Raw genomic sequence first — 18,606 nt, forward strand, 5'->3', positions numbered from 1 at the left:
AAAGGAGATGGTAATGCCAGGGGACAATGTAAGTATAGAAGTGGAGTTGCAAGTACCAATAGCAATGGATAAAGGATTACGTTTTGCGATAAGAGAAGGTGGTAGAACTGTTGGTTCTGGCGTTGTTTCGGAAATTTTAGAGTAAACTTTGAATTATAGGAGTGTAGCTCAATTGGTAGAGCGCTGGTCTCCAAAACCAGAGGTTGTAGGTTCAATTCCTATCGCTCCTGCATTAATATTATGGTAGAAATGTTAAAAAACCTGTATGTTTTTTTTTGCGATATAAAGCAAGAAATAAGGAGAATTGCTTGGATAAAAAAACAGCAGGTATTGTCATCTTTGTTTATTGTAATAACTGTTATATTATGCTTTTCGATTTTCTTTTGCTTCGTAGATTTTATGTCTCTTTACGTAATTAAGACTTTATTTGGAATTATTTATGGAATATAAGTATAAATGGTATATCATTAAAGTCGATTACGGGTATGAGAAGGATATATGCGAGTTGGCAACCAATACTGTTTACTTTAAGGAGGTGTTTATTCCTTATCAGACAGTATGTGATGTAAAATCTGATATAAAAGAGTTATGTGAAGTATATATATGTATGCATCTGTGTGATGAAAGCAAAAATATTTTGAATCAAATGACTGGGTTTTGTGGTGATGAGTCTGGTCATTTTGAGATGATTTCAGATGATGAGGTAATTTTAAAACGTAAGGAATTTAATAGATATAAGTGGTACATTTTAAGAGTTGCCTCTAATTATGAAGAGAAAGTGCGCCAATATATATTAGAAAATTCTATGAGATTGAATATTAATAATTATTTTAATAGGGTTTTTATTCCTTGTGAAGAATTAAGTGAGATGGATTTAAAATCTAAAAAAAATGCTAAACGAAGGAAGTCCTTTCCTGGTTATGTCTTTTTATACATGAATTTATGCGATGAGGTATTAAATTTTATTAATAATATACCAAAATCTCTTAAGGTTTATGGATTTTTGAAAAATGGTAATGTTCCAAAGGTGATTGAGGATAATGAGATTCGTTCAATGTGTAGTGCGCTTTACAATGCTCAAGAAACGAAAAAGTTGAGTTATGGTTATGAGAAAGGTGAAAAAGTAAAAATTAATGATGGTCTTTTTCAAAATTTTACTGGTAAGGTAGATATGGTAAATGACGAGAAAAAAATTATTAATGTTGAAGTATCAATCTTAGGTAAGCCAACAATAATAGAGCTTGATTTGGCTCAAGTAGAGAAAATAGAGGATTAATTATGAGTAATGTAGTTGCTAAGATTAACTTGCTTATGGAAGCTGGAAAAGCAGTTCCAGGACCGAAAATTGCTTCAGTACTTGGCCCGCGTGGTATACCTGTTCCTAAATTTTGTGAAGCTTTTAATAAAGCTACTAGCGCTGCTAACGCTAGTTATAAAGTAGGTGATTTAGTAACAGTGAGAATTTCCATAAAGGATGATCGCTCTCATGATTTTACTGTCAGCGGTCCGCCTGTGGCTTATTTGCTTAAGCAGGAAGCTAAATTAAGTAAAGCTTCTGGTAATTCTGGTAAAGAATTAGTGGCTAAATTATCTATGTCTGCTATCATTAAAGTGGCAAAGTGTAAGATGGTTGATATGAAAGTGGATAATGAAGATTCAGCAGTGAAGATGGTTATAGGCACTGCAAAATCTATGGGTATAGAAGTTGTGGAAGGTTAGGTAAATGAGTACATATAATGATAATTCTAAGCAATGTTTGGAGAAGGTTGTTGAGTCTGCTTCAGCAAAATTTAATGAATCAGTTGATATCGCAGTCAATTTAGGTGTAGATTCACGTAAATCTGAAGAGCAGGTGCGTGGTACAGTAGTTTTGCCTAAAGGTATCGGGAAGAATATTAAAGTAGCTGTTTTTGCTCAAGATAAACATTTATTAGAAGCTGAAAAAGCTGGTGCTGATATTACAGGAGGAGAAGATTTAATTGAAGAGATAAAAAAAGGTAGAAAGTTGAATGTTGATTGGTGCATCACTACTCCTGATTTCATGGCAAAAATCACTCCTATTGCAAAAGTATTGGGTGCTAAAGGGCTGATGCCTAACCCTAAATTTGGTACTGTGACTTCTAACATTGCGGAAGCTACTAAAACCATTAAGTCTGGTCAAATAAAATTCAGGACGGATAAAAATGGGGTTATTCATGGTAAATTAGGAAGTATTAAATTTGATATTGATGATTTGCTGGAAAATTTAAAAGCCTTTCTTAAAGTAATTAGAGACAATAAACCTGCTTCTGTGAAAGGAGTTTACTTTAAAAGCGTTTTTTTAAATTCAACTATGGGTAAAGCTCATAAAATAAACAAAGTAGAAGATATAATTTAAGGGAGCGAAATTGTGAAGCGTAAAGATAAGGATGAATTTATACAAAACATAATGAATGTGTTTGTAAATAATGATTTCTTAATATTGGTAAATTTCAAGTCTATGAATGTTAGCAATTCATTAATTCTTAGGAATAGTCTAAAATCTGTAATGGGTGGGATGTTAGTAGTTAAAAATACTCTAGCTTGCTTGGCTTTGGAAAGGACTGGTAAATTTTCTTATTTATCAGGTAAATTTTCTGGTTCTGTTGCTATTATATATTCTAGTGCTATAGTAGAAGCTGCAAAGTTAATAGTTGATTTTATTAATGCTAACAAAGAAAAAATGTCTGTGATTTGTGCGGCTCATATAAATGAATTGTTAACAGTGGAAGATGTTAACAAATTGGCTAAGCTTCCCTCTCTGGATGAATTGCGTGTTAAAATTATGCGTTTAATATCTTATGATATTCCTGCTCGGTTAGCATTGTCTATTAATTCATCTTCTATGAGGCTTATGAGAGTTTTGGATTACCATAGTTCTAAAAAATAAATTTGTTGTTAAATAAGGTGGTCAGTATGAATAATGTAACAAGTGATTTGGTTGATAAAATATTATCTTTAAATCTATTAGAAGCTTCTGAACTTGTAAAAGTTCTAGAAGAAAAAATAGGGTTGCCTAGTGGTTCTTTTCTTGGTGGAGCTGTTGGTGCTGGGGTGCCTATTAGTGATAATGCTAATGCTCCTGTTGCTCAAGAAAAAGCTGAATATAAAGTTGTAATCAAAGAGATTGATGCAAGCAAAAAAATAGGAGTGATTAAAGCTATTAGAGAAGTTAATTCTACATTGAATTTAAAAGAAGCGAAAGAATTAGTTGAGTCTTTACCCAAAGATTTGACTGCTAATGTTTCTAAAGACGAAGCAGAAAAAATAAAGCAAAAACTTATTGAAGCAGGAGCAACTAAAGTTGAGCTTGAATAAAATGTTAGTATATTAATTTTATGTTGATATAGCTCTTTTAATTAGTGAAGGTATTTTAATGGTTGATTCTTCTTATATGTGTGCTTCTAGTGCTTTTGTTCCTAGAGTTTCTTATTCCAGGTCGATTGATTTAAAAGATTCTTTGTTGGATTTGGTTAAAGTCCAAAAGGGGTCATATAATTCCTTTACTCCTAATAATGAGAGTAATGAAAGACTTGAAGCTATCTTTCATACAATTTTTCCAATATCTGATCCTTTGCATAGGGCTACTATCGAATTTTTGAATTGTAGGGTAGATGATCTTAAGTATAGTGAATCTGAATGTATAAAACGTGGTATAACTTTTTCTGCTCAGGTTATTGCTTCTATACGTCTTGTTATTATGCAGGATGGTGTTTCTCTTGAAAAATATCAAGAGATTAAAGAAGATGATGATCATTCTAAGCTTGCAACTGTTATAAAATCTGCTGAAGAGCAGGAGGTTCGCTTTTGTGAACTGCCTATGATGACTGATAAAGGTACTTTCATCATCAATGGCGTAGAGAAAGTTATCGTTTCACAAATGCATAGATCTCCTGGAGTGTTTTTTGATAGTGATAGGGGAAAAACTTACAATTCTGGCAAATTGATCTATTCTGCTAGAGTTATTCCTTATAGAGGTTCTTGGCTTGATATTGAGTTTGATGTTAAAGATCATTTGTATTTTCGTATTGATAGAAAGAGAAAGTTGCCAATATCAGTTTTATTAAAGGCTTTGGGCTTATCAAATAATGACATACTTAATAAATTTTATGAAAAAATAGAGTATATAAAACATAAAAGTGGCTGGAGAGTACCTTTTTCCCCTGATAAATTCAAGGGAGTGAGGCTTCCTTTTGATTTAAAGAATGTTGAAGGCAATGTGTTACTTAAAGCCAATGTTCGTATTACTTCAAAATTAGCTAAAAATCTATATGATAACGGATTGAAAGAGTATCTAATTCCTTATGATTCTATATGTGGTTTATTTCTTGCAGAAGATTTAATAGATAGTGCTAGTTCTACAAAAGTCTTATCTGCTGGTGAATCTATAAAATTAGAGGATATAAAAAAGCTTGAATTATTATCTATAGATAAAATATCAGTGTTGAACATAGATAATGTTTCTGTTGGACCTTACATATTAAACACACTTTTCTTAGATGAAAACATGTCTTATGAGAACGCTCTATATGAAATATATAAGGTTTTGCGTCCTGGTGAAGTTCCTGTTTTAAAGATAGTAGAGGAGTTTTTTCGTAATCTTTTCTTCAGTTCGGAATATTATGATTTGTCTAACATTGGTAGATTAAAACTTAACTCTTGCCTTGGGTTAAATTATGAGGAAAATTTAACTACTTTAACACATGAAGACATTATTGAAATTATAAGAAAAATAGTATTGTTACGTGATGGTCAAGGATCTGTAGATGATATTGATCATTTAGCAAATAGAAGAGTCCGTTCAGTTGGAGAGTTTATAGAAAATCAATTTAGAACTGGATTATTAAAATTGGGACGGGCAGTAGTTGATTCTATGTCTACTTCTAGTTTAGATAAAGTCTCTCCATCTGATTTTATAAATCCAAAAGTGTTAACCAATGTCTTAAGAGATTTTTTCAACTCTTCCCAATTATCTCAATTTATGGATCAGACTAATCCATTATCTGAAATAACACATAAAAGAAGGTTGTCAGCGTTAGGTCCTGGTGGTTTAACAAGAGAGAGGGCGGGATTTGAAGTGCGTGATGTTCATCCAACTCATTACGGAAGAATTTGCCCTATTGAAACTCCTGAGGGGCAGAATATAGGCTTAATTAATAGCTTAGCTATATACGCTCGTATTAATAAATATGGGTTCATTGAAAGTCCTTATAGGAAAGTAGTTAATAAGGTTGTTACTGATCAAATTGAGTATCTGTCTGCTATAGATGAAGGTTTATATTATATAGCCGATACCAGCGCAAAGCTTGATGAGAACAACTGCTTTGTTGATGATATGTTATACTGTAGGTATGCTGGTACCTTTGTAATGGTAAATAGTAATCAAGTAAGTTACATTGATTTATCTCCTAAGCAGGTAATATCGGTTGCTGCTTCTTTAATTCCATTTTTAGAAAATGATGATGCTAATAGAGCGTTAATGGGTTCAAATATGCAGCGTCAAGCTGTACCTTTATTGAAGCCTACTGCTCCTTTGGTTGCTACTGGCATGGAATCTTTCGTAGCTTCTGGCTCTGGTGCTGTAGTTTTAGCAAAACGTGGTGGCATAGTTGACAGCTCAGATAGTAACTCTATAGTTATACGTGCTTTTGACAAAGGAGGAATTAACTACTTGGATGTAGATATTTATCATCTAAGAAAATTTCAGCGTTCTAACCATAATACTTGTATTAACCAGAAACCACTGGTGCATGTAGGTGATTGTGTTAAGGAAGGTGATGTGATAGCTGATGGTCCTGCTATTAATAACGGTGAATTGGCACTTGGCCAAAACTTGCTAGTCGCTTTTATGTCTTGGCAAGGTTATAATTTTGAAGACTCAATCATTATTTCTAGTGAAGTTGTTAAAAAAGATCTATTTACTTCTATTCATATAGAAGAATTTGAATGTGTTGTACATGACACTCCTTTAGGGTCGGAAAAAATAACTCGTGCCATACCCGGTGTTAATGAAGAAAATCTTTATCACTTGGATGATAGTGGTATAGTAAAGGTTGGTACAAGAGTTGGTCCAGGTTATATTTTGGTGGGGAAAGTTACACCTAAGCATTCTCTTTCATTGCCTCCTGAGACAAAATTGTTAATGACAATTTTTGGTGAAAAGTCATTTGATTGTGTGGATTCCTCTTTATATACATCTCCAGATATTGAAGGGATAGTGATTGATGTGCAGGTCTTTACACGCAGAGGGGAAGAAGAAAACGAAAGGGCGTTTCTTATTAAACAAAAAGAGGCAAACGACTTTGAGAAAGAACGAGACCATATAATCAATGTTATTAATCAATATTTCTATGATGAATTAAGAAAAATTCTTATTAATTCTGGCTCTCAAGATCGAGAAAGTATTAATTTTATTGAACGTGAGGGATGGTGGGATATAGGATTGAAAAACCAATCTATTTCTAAGCAAGTTGAGAGCTTAAAAAAAGATTTTGATGAAAAAGTATCACATGCGATAGCAAACTTTAAGCGAAAAGTAGAAAAATTGCATGAAGGCTATGATCTGCCTCAAGGTGTGTCGATGTCAGTAAAAGTTTTTATTGCTGTAAAACATAGTTTGCAGCCAGGGGATAAAATGGCTGGTAGACATGGAAATAAAGGTGTGATTTCTCGAGTTGTTCCAGTAGAAGATATGCCTTATTTAGAAGATGGTACTCCTATTGATATTATTCTTAACCCTCTTGGCGTTCCTTCGCGAATGAATGTAGGTCAAATATTGGAAACGCATGTAGGTTGGGCTTGTAAAAAATTAGGAGAAAAAGTAGGCAATATTCTTGATGAGATCAATAAAATCAAACGTGCTTTTTGTGAGGCAATTAGATCTCTCAGTGATGATGATTTTGAAAAATTTGCAGCATTATATCTTGATAATAAAAAATTTGAGGATATTAATGATGATGAAATAACGGCTTCTATTTTAGATACGCCTAATAAGGATGAATTAAATAATGAATTGACTACATTAGTAGAGAATTATTTCAACTCTTGTAAAGATGCACACAGTAGTTTACGTCACTTCCTGATTGAGGTTTATAGTTGTGGCAGTAATTTATCTATTTGTAATAACATTCGCGATATTAATGATAATCACCTCATTGAATTTGCGTATAAGTTGCGTGATGGCATTCCTGTTACTGCACCTGTATTTGAAGGTCCAAAAGATGAACAAATAGTAAAGCTATTTGAACTTGCTGGATTGGATAACTCTGGGCAAGTTGTATTATATGATGGTTGCTCGGGTGAGAAGTTTGATCGCAAAGTTACAGTTGGTTACATGTACATGCTTAAGTTGCATCACTTAGTAGATGGTAAAATTCATGCGCGTTCAGTAGGACCTTATAGCTTAGTTACTCAACAACCTCTTGGAGGAAAGTCTCATTTTGGTGGTCAGCGTTTTGGTGAAATGGAATGTTGGGCATTGCAAGCCTATGGTGCTGCTTACACTTTGCAGGAAATGTTAACTGTGAAGTCTGATGATATTAATGGCAGGGTTAAGATTTATGAATCGGTAATAAAAGGTGACAGTAACTTTGAATGTGGAATTCCTGAATCCTTTAATGTCATGATAAAAGAGTTGCGTTCCTTGTGTTTTAATGTGGATTTGAAGCAAAATGACATAGTAATTGAAGATATATCTCATACTAACATCGCGCAATCTTTTAATGAGGTTAGCATTTCCATTGCTAGCCCTGAAAGTATTAAACGTATGTCTTATGGAGAGATAACAGATGTTTCAACTGCAAACTACCGTACATTCAAAGTTGAGAAAGGTGGATTATTTTGTCCTAAAATTTTTGGTCCTGTCAATGATGATGAATGTTTATGTGGAAAGTACAAAAAAAGAAGACATAGGGGCCGTATATGCGAAAAATGTGGAGTAGAAGTTACATCTTCTAAAGTAAGAAGAGAAAGAATGGGTCATATAGAGCTTGCATCTCCTGTTGCTCATATATGGTTTTTGAAGTCACTTCCTTCAAGAATTGGAGCATTATTAGATATGTCTCTTAGAGATATCGAAAGTATTTTGTATAGTGATAATTATGTTGTAATAGATCCTCTTGTTTCCTCTTTTGAAAAAGGTGAAATTATTAGTGAGAAAGCTTATAATGAAGCTAAAGATAGCTATGGGGTCGATAGCTTTATAGCTATGCAAGGTGTTGAAGCTATAAGAGAATTGCTAATACGCCTTGATTTACATGAAATTAGGAAGAATTTAAGACAGGAGTTAGAGTCTGTTGCTTCTGAAATGAGAAGAAAGAAAATTATAAAGAGATTACGTATTGTTGAAAATTTTATCAAGTCTGGAAACAGACCTGAGTGGATGATACTTACAGCTATACCTATTTTACCACCTGACTTGCGTCCCTTGGTATCGCTTGAAAGTGGTCGACCTGCAGTTTCTGATTTAAATCATCATTATAGAACTATTATTAATCGAAATAATAGATTGAGAAAATTGTTAAGTTTAAATCCTCCTGAGATTATGATTCGTAATGAGAAAAGAATGTTACAAGAGGCAGTTGATTCTCTTTTTGATAATAGTCGTCGTAATGCTCTGGTAAATAAAGCTGGCGCTACTGGATATAAAAAGTCTATTAGCGATATGCTGAAAGGAAAGCAAGGTCGTTTCCGTCAGAATCTTTTAGGAAAAAGGGTAGATTATTCTGGACGTTCTGTAATAGTTGTTGGTCCAACTTTGAAACTAAATCAGTGTGGATTACCGAAAAGAATGGCTCTTGAGCTATTCAAGCCTTTTGTTTACTCAAGGCTTAAAATATATGGAATGGCTCCAACTATTAAATTTGCTAGTAAGTTAATAAGAGCAGAAAAGCCAGAAGTTTGGGATATGCTTGAAGAAGTAATAAAAGAGCATCCTGTTTTGCTAAATAGAGCGCCTACGCTACATAGGCTTGGTATTCAGGCTTTTGAGCCAGTCCTTATTGAAGGTAAAGCAATACAGCTTCATCCACTTGTTTGTACAGCATTTAACGCTGACTTTGATGGTGATCAAATGGCAGTACATGTGCCAATTTCATTGGAAGCTCAACTTGAAGCTAGAGTGTTGATGATGTCAATTAATAACGTTTTAAGTCCTTCTAATGGAAGACCGATTATAGTTCCTAGTAAAGATATAGTGCTTGGTATATACTACCTAACTTTACAGCAACTTAAGAAGGATGATTTACCACTTTTTTGTGCTTTTTGTGAAGTTGAGCATTCCTTAAACAACGGTACTCTGCATATTCATTCTCATATAAAGTACAAAATGGAACACATCAATAGCGATGGAAACATTCAGTATAAAACTATTTGTACAACTCCTGGACGTTTAATATTATGGCAGATTTTTCCTAAACATGAGAATCTAAGCTTCGATTTAATAAATCAGGTATTAACAGTTAAGGAAATAACTAGTATTGTTGATTTAGTATATCGTAGCTGCGGTCAAAGTGCTACAGTGGTATTTTCTGATAAATTGATGACACTTGGCTTTGAGTATGCTACATTTTCTGGTACTTCTTTTAGTCGTTGCGATATGGTCATACCTGAAACTAAAGCTACACACGTTGATTATACAAGGGGTGAAATTAAGAAATTTTCTGCACAGTATCAAGACGGACTAATCACTAAAAGTGAGAGGTATAATAAAGTTATAGATGAGTGGTCTAAGTGCACAGATATAATAGCGAATGATATGTTAAAAGCGATATCTCTGTATGATGAAAATAGTAAGTACAATTCAATATATATGGTGGTTAGCTCCGGTGCAAGAGGTTCTACTTCCCAGATGAAGCAGTTAGCAGGAATGCGAGGGTTAATGACCAAACCTTCTGGTGAAATTATAGAAACACCTATAATTTCTAATTTTCGCGAAGGATTAAATGTATTTGAATACTTTAATTCTACTCACGGTGCGCGTAAAGGTTTAGCTGATACTGCACTTAAAACTGCAAACTCTGGATACTTAACTCGTCGCTTGGTTGATGTATCTCAAAATTGCATAGTTACAAAACATGACTGTAAAACGAAAAATGGCCTTATTGTAAGAGCTATAGTTGAAGGTAGTACTATAGTTGCATCTCTAGAGAGTGTTGTACTGGGTAGAACAGCTGCAAATGATATATATAACCCAGTAACCAAAGAGTTATTATTAAAAGCAGGGGAACTAATTGATGAAGGTAAAGTAAAGCAAATCAACATTGCAGGTCTTGATGTTATAAAAATTAGATCGCCTTTAACTTGTGAAATAAGTCCTGGTGTGTGTTCTTTGTGTTATGGAAGAGACCTTGCAACTGGTAAAATTGTTTCAATAGGTGAAGCAGTTGGTGTTATCGCTGCTCAATCTGTTGGAGAGCCAGGTACTCAGTTAACGATGCGTACTTTCCATATAGGTGGGGTAATGACTAGAGGTGTTGAATCCTCAAATATTATAGCTTCTATTAATGCTAGAATAAAATTAAACAATAGTAATATAATTATAGATAAAAACGGAAATAAAATTGTGATAAGCCGTTCCTGTGAAGTCGTTTTAATTGATAGCCTTGGTAGTGAAAAATTGAAGCACAGTGTGCCTTATGGTGCTAAACTTTATGTAAATGAGGGTGAGTTAGTAAAAATTGGTGATAAAGTTGCGGAATGGGATCCGTATACACTACCTATTATTACGGAAAAGAGTGGTACAATATCTTACCAGGATTTAAAAGATGGAATTTCAATCACTGAAGTGATGGATGAATCTACAGGGATATCAAATAGAGTAGTAAAAGATTGGAAATTGTACTCTGGTGTAGCTAATTTACGTCCTCGTATTGCACTGCTTGATGATAATGAAAAAGTAATAACACTTTCAAGTGGTGTGGAAGCATGTTACTTTATACCAGTTGGTGCAGTGCTTAATGTACAGGATGGCCAAAAGGTTCATGCAGGTGATGTTATCACAAGAACGCCGAGAGAGTCGGTTAGAACTCGTGATATTACTGGTGGCTTGCCTAAGGTTATAGAATTATTTGAAGCACGTCGTCCTAAAGAGCATGCTATCGTTAGTGAAATAGATGGCTATGTAATGTTCTCTGAAAAAGACCGTAGAGGAAAACGCAGTATAGTAATTAAACCTGTAGATAAGCAAGCTTCTCCAGTTGAGTATTTAGTATCAAGAAGTAAGCATGTAATAGTTAATGAAGGTGATTTTGTGCGTAAAGGTGATTTATTGATGGATGGCGATCCTGATCTTCATGATATTCTACGTGTGCTTGGGTTAGAAGCGTTAGCACACTATATGATTTCTGAAATACAGCAAGTTTATAGATTGCAAGGTGTGCGCATAGATAACAAGCATTTAGAAGTGATCTTAAAGCAAATGCTACAAAAAGTAGAAATTACCGATCCTGGTGATACTATGTACTTAATTGGAGAAAATATTGACAGGCTGGAAATTGATAGAGAAAATGATGCTATGAATAACTCTGGAAAACGACCTGCTCATTATCTTCCTATTCTGCAGGGAATTACTAGAGCAAGCCTTGAAACTAATTCCTTTATTTCTGCTGCCTCTTTCCAAGAAACAACAAAAGTACTTACGGAAGCAGCATTTTGCGGAAAGAGTGATCCTTTGAGTGGGTTAAAAGAAAATGTTATAGTAGGAAGGTTAATTCCTGCTGGTACGGGTCTGATTATGAATAAGGTGAAAGCACTTTCGCTTTGTGAAAATATAGATAAATATGAAAAATATTTTGATATTGAGACTTATGACGAAAAATTGCTGAGTGATAATAGTTATCAATTACATTCTGATGAAGAAGAGAGTGTGGTGGCATCGCACTATGATCAGTCAAATTGAATATATCTAATGAGGTAGTATGTTTAATCTGTTTTTAACTAAAAAAATCGATTATATTTTCTTTCACCTCTGTGCTGTCTATTATGTTATTTACTCTTACACGAAATTCAGATGAGTTTTGAAGCCCGCTACTGTACCATCCTATATGTTTGCGGGCCATCTTTATTCCTGTATCGCTTCCATAGTACTCAAGAATACTGTCATAATGCTTGAGTATTATGCTTAATCTCTCTGAGGCTGTTGGCTCAGAAACTTTATTTCCACTCAAAAAGTTTATTGCTTGATTAATCAGCCAAGGTTTGCCGTAAGCACCACGACCTATCATTACTCCATCTGCCCCAGATTCTTTAAGTGCACTTTGAACATCATTCAAACTCTTAATATCTCCATTTACTATAACTGGAATTTTTACCTGCTCTTTAACATTTCTAACGAATTTCCAATCTGCTTGACCATTATAAAGCTGTGCCCTTGTCCTTCCATGTACAGTAATCATCTTTGCTCCCAAATCTTCTGCAATTTTTGCCAAGCGCGGAGCATTACGATTTTCGTCATTCCATCCAGTACGCATTTTTACTGTAACTGGCACACTCACTGCCTTGACTACAGCTTCTATTATCTCAGCAGCCTTTTTTTCATCACGCATAAGTGCTGACCCTGCGTAACCGTTTACAACTTTTTTAACTGGACAACCAAAATTTATATCTATGATTTTTGCACCCATGCCCTCATTTAACTTTGCAGCTTCCGCCATAACATCAGGCTCACAACCAGCAAGTTGTACAGCGGTTAGTTCATCGACTTTTGCTTTTTGCATGCTCTGGCGAGTTTGCATGATCATAGCTCTGCTTGCAATCATTTCTGAGACTAGCAAACTTGCACCAAGTTTCTTTACAATACTCCTAAATGGATAGTCAGTCACTCCAGACATTGGTGCTAAAATAACTGGAGAATCAATCGTCAAACTTCCTATTTGTAGGGACATAGGCTTTCTAGTCGCTAGAAAATGCATTTTTAACACTATTACAAGCTGCTATTATAACATCTTGCACAAATGAATTTGCTTTCTCTATAAGAGAAGGCTCTACCTCTACCACCTCGCACCTCTCATAATGACCAGGCGTTAAGTATATCGTTTCTTGTTTTTTATCACCCCACAACTCGTCATTTAATTTATAACTCTCACGATTAAATATCTGATTTAGTTGATCATCATTTATCATTTGTAGATTTGGCTCAAACTTTTTTTGCTCCTCGCTGTTGTTATCTTTATAGTAAACATTAATTTCAATATTAGCTAAAGAAGCTAATATACTAATTTCTTCAATAAAAATAAAATAACTTTGACTTTTTATTGCTTCAAGATAAGCTTGATAGAGTTCAGGTTTGTTAAGGAATGATTGTGTAATAAATTCGCTATTATACTGGGTATTGTATTCATTTTCACCAAGGCCATAAAGAGCTTCTGCATATTCTTTTAAATTATGTATAGCTTGATCGCGTGATATATTAAGTTTACTAACAGCTTTACTCACTAACTTTTCTACATTATCTTCAGCATTTTTAATTTCCTTATTCATTTGTTCAACCAACTTCCTTATTTTATCAGACTTACCAGTTAAATCGCCTGGCTTATTTAAAAACATATTAAAAACCTTTTCTAGCTGCTCCTTTAAAGGAGTTGGCATACTTGAATCACCTAAAGATTTAAATTGACTTAAAAATTTGTTCCATTCCATTCTCATATCTTGTGCTCTTTCAGCCTTATATTGACCGGAGCTGCTATCACCAAACACTGCATGAAAAAAGCAGTTTCCATCACCTGTAGTATTATATCGAACAATTTTTGTTTGTTTAGGTTGCTCACTTTCTATTGAGCCCATACTCACACCACTATCTGTAGATGGAGAATAGGAATTTCTACGTACCCTCTTATCCGAATCATTTGTTTGTCTTGATATAGTATCTAGTCCACTATCCAGTGATTTACTTCTTGTGAATTTTTGCTCTTTTGGACTCTTTTCTTCCTTTACAGTTCCTTTTTCATCAACATAACCTTTTACCAAGTAAAATAAAGGTTCAATAACCATCTTGTATGTCGCTGCAAGCACTATTCCCATTAAGATCCAAGCTATAGGGTTGGAGATGAGCATAGCAAGTGGTAAGGTTAAGAGGAAAGATCCCATTATTAATCCCAAACAGCCAATGGTAAATGTAGTCGCCAAATATATACAAAAAGCGTAGACAGCAAATCTTCCACTAGCCTTAAGTTTAGTGAAGTGAGTACTCTCTTTAGATTTATTGTATCTTTCTATGATGGCTAACATATTATATTTTACGTTTATCAATTCTAGCAAATTATGAAGGTAAAATCAATATTAGCATTTATATGTAAAAATATTGAGCATTCAAAGCTTTTGAAGTAGAGTAATGATGTTAGTAATAGCACAACATATGCATGATATAGAACATATACGCAAAAACCCTAAAGGATTTGAAAAAGCAATAAAAAGCAGAGGGGTGAAAGAATTTACTACAGAAGAAATATTAGAGATTGACCATAAAAAAAGATCACTGACTACTAAATTGCAAGCTTTAAATAAGCAACGAAACGAGGTCACGGAAGAAATAAAGAGGCTTAAAATGAACAAAAGCCCATGTGAAGAACAAGTAAAGTTATCAAAAAGCATCACAAGTGAGATAGAGACAATCAGCCTCAAGGAGCAAACAGAAAAAAATAAGTTAGTGGATATTTTATCTAACTTACCAAATATTTCTGCACAAAATGTACCAACAGGTGAAGATGAGAGCTCCAACGTAGAAATCAGAAAATATGGAAAGAGAAGAAAATTTGATTTTACACCAAAATTTCATTATGAACTCGGAGAAAGGTTAGGCTTGATGGATTTTGAACAAGCAGCAAAAATTTCTGGATCAAGGTTTACAATACTAAAAGGACAGTTAGCTAAGCTTGGACGAGCATTAATAAATTTTATGCTGGAAACACATGTTAATGAATTTGGTTATACTGAAGTGCATCATCCAGTTTTAGTAAAGGATAGGGCGATGTATAATGTTGGTCAACTACCAAAATTTTTTGATGATTCATATTTAACTACCGATAAATTAAGATTAATTCCCACAAGTGAAGTAGTTTTAACAAATTTAGTTGCTGACAAAATAATAGAAGAAAAAGAACTGCCTATTCGTTTTACTGCATATTCAGAATGTTTTCGTAAAGAAGCTGGTAGCGCAGGACGAGATACAAGAGGTATGATAAGGCAACACCAATTTGGTAAAGTGGAGTTGGTAAGCATCACAACTGAAGACCAGTCAAAAGACGAGCTTGAACGTATGACTAGTGTTGCTGAAGAGATATTAAAAAAACTAGAATTACCGTACAGAGTAATGCTACTTTGCAGTGGCGATATGGGTTTTGCTGCACAAAAGACTTATGATATAGAGGTATGGTTACCTGAGCAAAATAAGTACAGAGAAATATCAAGCTGCTCAAATTGCGGTACGTTCCAGGCAAGAAGAATGAACACTAAATACTTCTTAGAAACTGACAGAAAAACAAAAAAATACGTTCACACTTTAAACGGCTCAGCTTTAGCCATAGGAAGAACAGTTGTTGCCATAATGGAGAACTATCAAAATTCCGATGGGTCAGTTACAATACCAAACGTGTTGCAAAGATACATGAGTAATGATACTGTTATAAGCAAACAATAATTTTGACATATAGAAAAGCGAGGAAATAAAGATGAAGGTTCTGGTTATAGGTTCTGGTGGGCGTGAGCATGCTTTACTTTGGGCTTTAAAGAAGTCTCCTACCTTGACTAAGTTATATGTTACTCCTGGTCGCCCGGCCATGGAAAATTTTGGAGTTCTTGTGAATATAAATATTCAAGATTCAGTGGATGTTATACAATTTTGCAAGAAAGAAAATATAGAGCTAGTAATTATTGGTCCAGAGCAACCGATAATTAATGGACTTGCTGATGATTTAGCTGCAGAGGGAATAAATGTTTTTGCTCCAAGTCAAGCAGCTGCAAAACTTGAGGCATCAAAGTCTTTTACGAAGGAACTATGTAAACAGTATGGTATACCAACTGCAAAGTATGAGCGTTTTATTGATGAAAGGTTAGCTAAAAATTTTGTCCGTAGTAATAAAATAAAATTTCCGCTTGTAATTAAAGCAAATGGAATTGCAGCAGGGAAAGGCGTCATAATATGCCACACAGAAAATGAAGCTTTTTCAGCAATAGATTCAATGCTAGTGGAGAAAAATCTTGGTGAGTCAGGTGAAGAAATAATCATAGAAGAGTTTTTAATTGGAGAGGAAGTAAGTTTTTTTGCTCTTATTGATGGGTTGAAGGTAGTAACCCTTGGGTGTGCAAAAGATTACAAGAGAGTTGGTGAAAATAACGAGGGACAAAATACTGGAGGCATGGGGTCATACTCATCACCTTCGATTATAAGTAAGGAGATGGAGCAAAAAATTATCCAAAAAATAATATATCCTACAATTCAAGCACTGACTAACATGGGAACATCCTATAAAGGCGTACTCTTTGCTGGTTTAATGATTTGCAAAGATAGTCCAAAGCTTCTTGAGTATAATGTTAGGTTTGGGGATCCGGAAATACAATCTATGTTACCTAGACTTGATCCAAATTGTGATTTGTTAAAGTTGATGTTGTCAGTTGCAGAAGGCAAGTTAAATACAAAAATGGTGGAGTTTAATCACAAAACTACAGTTTGTGTAGTTGTTGCAAGTAAAGGCTATCCTGGTGATTATCAAAAAGGAGAGGTAATTAAAGGATTGGATAAAATTGAAAACATTCCTGGAGTGCTAGTATTTCATGCTGGTACTAAGCTAGATGAAAATGGTAATTGGATTTCCGATGGCGGAAGGGTACTAAATATAGTAGGAGAAGGAAACACTGTGGAAGAAGCTAAAAGTAAAGTGTACTCAGCATTAAATTTTCTAGAATGGTCAGGTGGGTTCTTCAGGTATGATATTGGTAGTTAATTTAGCTCATGCAGAAACGAAAAAAGTCACTTTGCAAGCAGTAAACTAAAGAAAAACATGATATCTGTTCAGATTCATGTGAAACCAGTGCTTCTTTTCTTGTCATGAAAGTAGCTGACACTGGGATCCAGGTTGATGAAAGCACACTAGCATAGAAAGTGGTTACAACGTTTTCGATGAGATTATATGGAAAACTGGATTCCAGTGTCAAGCACTGGAATGACACCGTCTATTATGCAAATTACCTGCTAATTGCAATGTTCGTACAGATGTGGGTCACGCGCTGGAATAACACCCTTGGTGATAACAACTAAAGAAAAACATCAACTAGGTTTATAGTCTATCACTACTGTTTTTGCAATTTTGTCATTAAGGAACTGTTTATGCTTATCAAATGTTGCAAACAATATGATAATAATTGGTAAAATTATAAATAGACTAGAAATACTCAATATTGTATAAAAAATTATAAAATATAACACTCCAAAAGTTCCTGTTCTGATTATTGTTTGTGTTATAGTGATTTTTTCAAGTGTATTTTTGTCTTTTATATGCATACGAAGCAATAATTGTCCCGGAGTTCCGCCGAATTCTATTATCGTAAATGCATAAAATGCTAATGCCAATATTAGCGCTGTTACATTAAGAATTGTTGCGTTGTCTGAAATTATTTTAACCGCATTGGGTGTTAAAGAACCTAAGGTACATCCAACGTTAAATCCAATAAAATACTTTATCGCCGTTAATAAAATATGATCAAACGCAAATGCAAAAATGCGTCTCGTAACTCTTGCATAACTTATTTTAGTATCCATACACTTTCCATATTTTGCAATGCTATAACCAGTATAAAAGTTCATTATTAAATAACCGTAAATATGCTATTTTAGCAACATTGACCCACTTTATTATTTGAATTAACATTAAATCATTTACAGTTAAGGAAGTTATGTCAACATCAGTCACAGTTGCGTATGGTGATGGTATCGGACCAGAAATTATGGAAGCGGTGCTGTCGATATTGCGTGAAGCGAAAGCAGAGATCTCAATAGATATTATTGAAATAGGGGAGCGTGTTTATAGTAAGGAATGGTCTCATGGAATTTCTCCGAGTGGTTGGGAATCTATCGAAAGGACAAAGATATTACTCAAATCTCCAACAACAACCCCTCAAGGTAAAGGGCACAAAAGCTTAAACGTTGCACTCAGAAAGAACTTAGGGCTGTATGCAAACATTAGACCATGCATTTCGTATCACCCTGTTATAGAAAATAAATTCGATAAATTTGATGTTGTTGTAATACGCGAAAATGAAGAGGACGTTTACACCGGAATAGAGCATAGGCTCACTGGTGACTCGTACCAATGCACTAAAATTATTACTAGATCTGGCTCAGAAAAAATATGCAGGTATGCTTTTGAATATGCGAAAAAACATAACAGAAAGAAAGTAACTTGCCTGACTAAAGACAACATAATGAAAATGACTGACGGCGCTTTTCATGCAGCGTTTGATCGTATTGCAAAAGAATATCCGGATATAAAGGCGGAACATTATATAGTTGATATTGGAATGGCACGTGTTGCCACAGAACCCGAGAATTTCGATGTTATAGTAACTGAAAATCTATATGGCGACATATTATCAGACATA

Annotated in this window: 14 protein-coding genes, 1 tRNA gene and 1 pseudogene; 13 read left to right on the forward strand and 3 right to left on the reverse strand. The window is 34.3% G+C overall.

Annotation, left to right across the window (positions count from 1 at the left end; genetic code table 11):
- The 9 genes from ACJ5GX_RS03250 to ACJ5GX_RS03290 all read left to right on the forward strand — a co-directional run.
- Positions 1-145, forward strand: a 145-nt coding sequence (locus tag ACJ5GX_RS03250) for an EF-Tu C-terminal domain-related protein (RefSeq protein ID WP_495292697.1), incomplete at its 5' end; no start/stop codon positions are given.
- 12 nt (positions 146-157) lie between these two features.
- Positions 158-230, forward strand: a tRNA-Trp gene (locus ACJ5GX_RS03255).
- Positions 231-249: 19 nt separating this feature from the next.
- Entirely contained in the window at positions 250-450 is a 201-nt protein-coding gene (gene secE, locus ACJ5GX_RS03260; RefSeq protein WP_007301991.1) for a preprotein translocase subunit SecE, read from the forward strand.
- On the forward strand, positions 440-1,276 hold the full coding sequence (nusG, locus tag ACJ5GX_RS03265) for a transcription termination/antitermination protein NusG (RefSeq protein ID WP_052264680.1): 837 nt from the start codon (positions 440-442) through the stop codon (positions 1,274-1,276). Before secE ends, nusG begins: the two co-directional genes overlap by 11 nt.
- 2 nt (positions 1,277-1,278) lie before the next feature.
- A complete protein-coding gene (locus tag ACJ5GX_RS03270) occupies positions 1,279-1,719 on the forward strand; it encodes a 50S ribosomal protein L11 (protein WP_007301989.1) in 441 nt (146 codons plus the stop codon).
- A 4-nt stretch (positions 1,720-1,723) separates the two neighbouring features.
- Positions 1,724-2,377 carry a 50S ribosomal protein L1 gene (gene rplA, locus ACJ5GX_RS03275; RefSeq protein WP_007301988.1) on the forward strand — a complete coding sequence of 218 codons (654 nt, stop codon included), beginning with the start codon at positions 1,724-1,726 and terminating at the stop codon, positions 2,375-2,377.
- 12 nt (positions 2,378-2,389) lie between these two features.
- Positions 2,390-2,908, forward strand: coding sequence for a 50S ribosomal protein L10 (gene rplJ / locus ACJ5GX_RS03280; RefSeq protein ID WP_495292694.1), 519 nt, complete (start codon positions 2,390-2,392; stop codon positions 2,906-2,908).
- 26 nt (positions 2,909-2,934) lie between these two features.
- Positions 2,935-3,336 carry a 50S ribosomal protein L7/L12 gene (rplL, locus tag ACJ5GX_RS03285; RefSeq protein ID WP_007301986.1) on the forward strand — a complete coding sequence of 134 codons (402 nt, stop codon included), beginning with the start codon at positions 2,935-2,937 and terminating at the stop codon, positions 3,334-3,336.
- 58 nt (positions 3,337-3,394) lie between these two features.
- Positions 3,395-11,914 (forward strand): DNA-directed RNA polymerase subunit beta/beta', encoded by an 8,520-nt coding sequence (locus tag ACJ5GX_RS03290; protein ID WP_495292695.1) that lies wholly within the window; start codon positions 3,395-3,397, stop codon positions 11,912-11,914.
- Between the two features lie 34 nt (positions 11,915-11,948).
- On the opposite strand, the gene dusB is transcribed toward ACJ5GX_RS03290, so the two are convergent.
- Both dusB and ACJ5GX_RS03300 read right to left on the reverse strand, forming a co-directional pair.
- Positions 11,949-12,899: a tRNA dihydrouridine synthase DusB gene (gene dusB, locus ACJ5GX_RS03295; RefSeq protein ID WP_010402373.1), complete on the reverse strand. Its 951-nt coding sequence runs from the start codon at positions 12,897-12,899 to the stop codon at positions 11,949-11,951.
- 7 nt (positions 12,900-12,906) lie between these two features.
- Complete coding sequence (locus ACJ5GX_RS03300) at positions 12,907-14,241, reverse strand: hypothetical protein (RefSeq protein ID WP_096097164.1); 1,335 nt, start codon at positions 14,239-14,241, stop codon at positions 12,907-12,909.
- 127 nt (positions 14,242-14,368) lie between these two features.
- Between ACJ5GX_RS03300 and serS the strand changes: the two genes are divergently transcribed.
- The 3 genes and pseudogenes from serS to ACJ5GX_RS03315 all read left to right on the forward strand — a co-directional run.
- Positions 14,369-15,649, forward strand: coding sequence for a serine--tRNA ligase (serS, locus tag ACJ5GX_RS03305; protein WP_052264928.1), 1,281 nt, complete (start codon positions 14,369-14,371; stop codon positions 15,647-15,649).
- 31 nt (positions 15,650-15,680) lie between these two features.
- Positions 15,681-16,952: a phosphoribosylamine--glycine ligase gene (purD, locus tag ACJ5GX_RS03310; protein ID WP_052264927.1), complete on the forward strand. Its 1,272-nt coding sequence runs from the start codon at positions 15,681-15,683 to the stop codon at positions 16,950-16,952.
- A 183-nt stretch (positions 16,953-17,135) separates the two neighbouring features.
- Positions 17,136-17,201: pseudogene (locus ACJ5GX_RS03315) on the forward strand (WPE palindromic element domain-containing protein); the annotation flags it as partial.
- A gap of 74 nt (positions 17,202-17,275) precedes the next feature.
- Here the strand turns inward: ACJ5GX_RS03315 and ACJ5GX_RS03320 are convergent.
- Positions 17,276-17,812, reverse strand: a complete 537-nt coding sequence (locus tag ACJ5GX_RS03320) for an RDD family protein (RefSeq protein ID WP_264336163.1) — start codon at positions 17,810-17,812, stop codon at positions 17,276-17,278.
- A gap of 89 nt (positions 17,813-17,901) precedes the next feature.
- Here ACJ5GX_RS03320 and ACJ5GX_RS03325 point away from each other — a divergent pair.
- Positions 17,902-18,606 (forward strand): isocitrate/isopropylmalate family dehydrogenase (locus ACJ5GX_RS03325; protein WP_495292696.1); only part of this gene is annotated, 705 nt, incomplete at its 3' end.

It is taken from the genome of Wolbachia endosymbiont of Tuta absoluta (genome assembly GCF_059414725.1).

Coding starts and splice junctions, on each gene's coding strand:
- ACJ5GX_RS03320 (WP_264336163.1), bottom strand. CDS start 17,812: ATGAACTTTTATACTGGTTATAGCATTGCAAAATATGGAAAGTGTATG.
- purD (WP_052264927.1), top strand. CDS start 15,681: ATGAAGGTTCTGGTTATAGGTTCTGGTGGGCGTGAGCATGCTTTACTT.
- ACJ5GX_RS03270 (WP_007301989.1), top strand. CDS start 1,279: ATGAGTAATGTAGTTGCTAAGATTAACTTGCTTATGGAAGCTGGAAAA.
- ACJ5GX_RS03300 (WP_096097164.1), bottom strand. CDS start 14,241: ATGTTAGCCATCATAGAAAGATACAATAAATCTAAAGAGAGTACTCAC.
- nusG (WP_052264680.1), top strand. CDS start 440: ATGGAATATAAGTATAAATGGTATATCATTAAAGTCGATTACGGGTAT.
- secE (WP_007301991.1), top strand. CDS start 250: ATGTTAAAAAACCTGTATGTTTTTTTTTGCGATATAAAGCAAGAAATA.
- rplL (WP_007301986.1), top strand. CDS start 2,935: ATGAATAATGTAACAAGTGATTTGGTTGATAAAATATTATCTTTAAAT.
- serS (WP_052264928.1), top strand. CDS start 14,369: ATGCATGATATAGAACATATACGCAAAAACCCTAAAGGATTTGAAAAA.
- rplA (WP_007301988.1), top strand. CDS start 1,724: ATGAGTACATATAATGATAATTCTAAGCAATGTTTGGAGAAGGTTGTT.
- ACJ5GX_RS03290 (WP_495292695.1), top strand. CDS start 3,395: ATGGTTGATTCTTCTTATATGTGTGCTTCTAGTGCTTTTGTTCCTAGA.
- dusB (WP_010402373.1), bottom strand. CDS start 12,899: ATGTCCCTACAAATAGGAAGTTTGACGATTGATTCTCCAGTTATTTTA.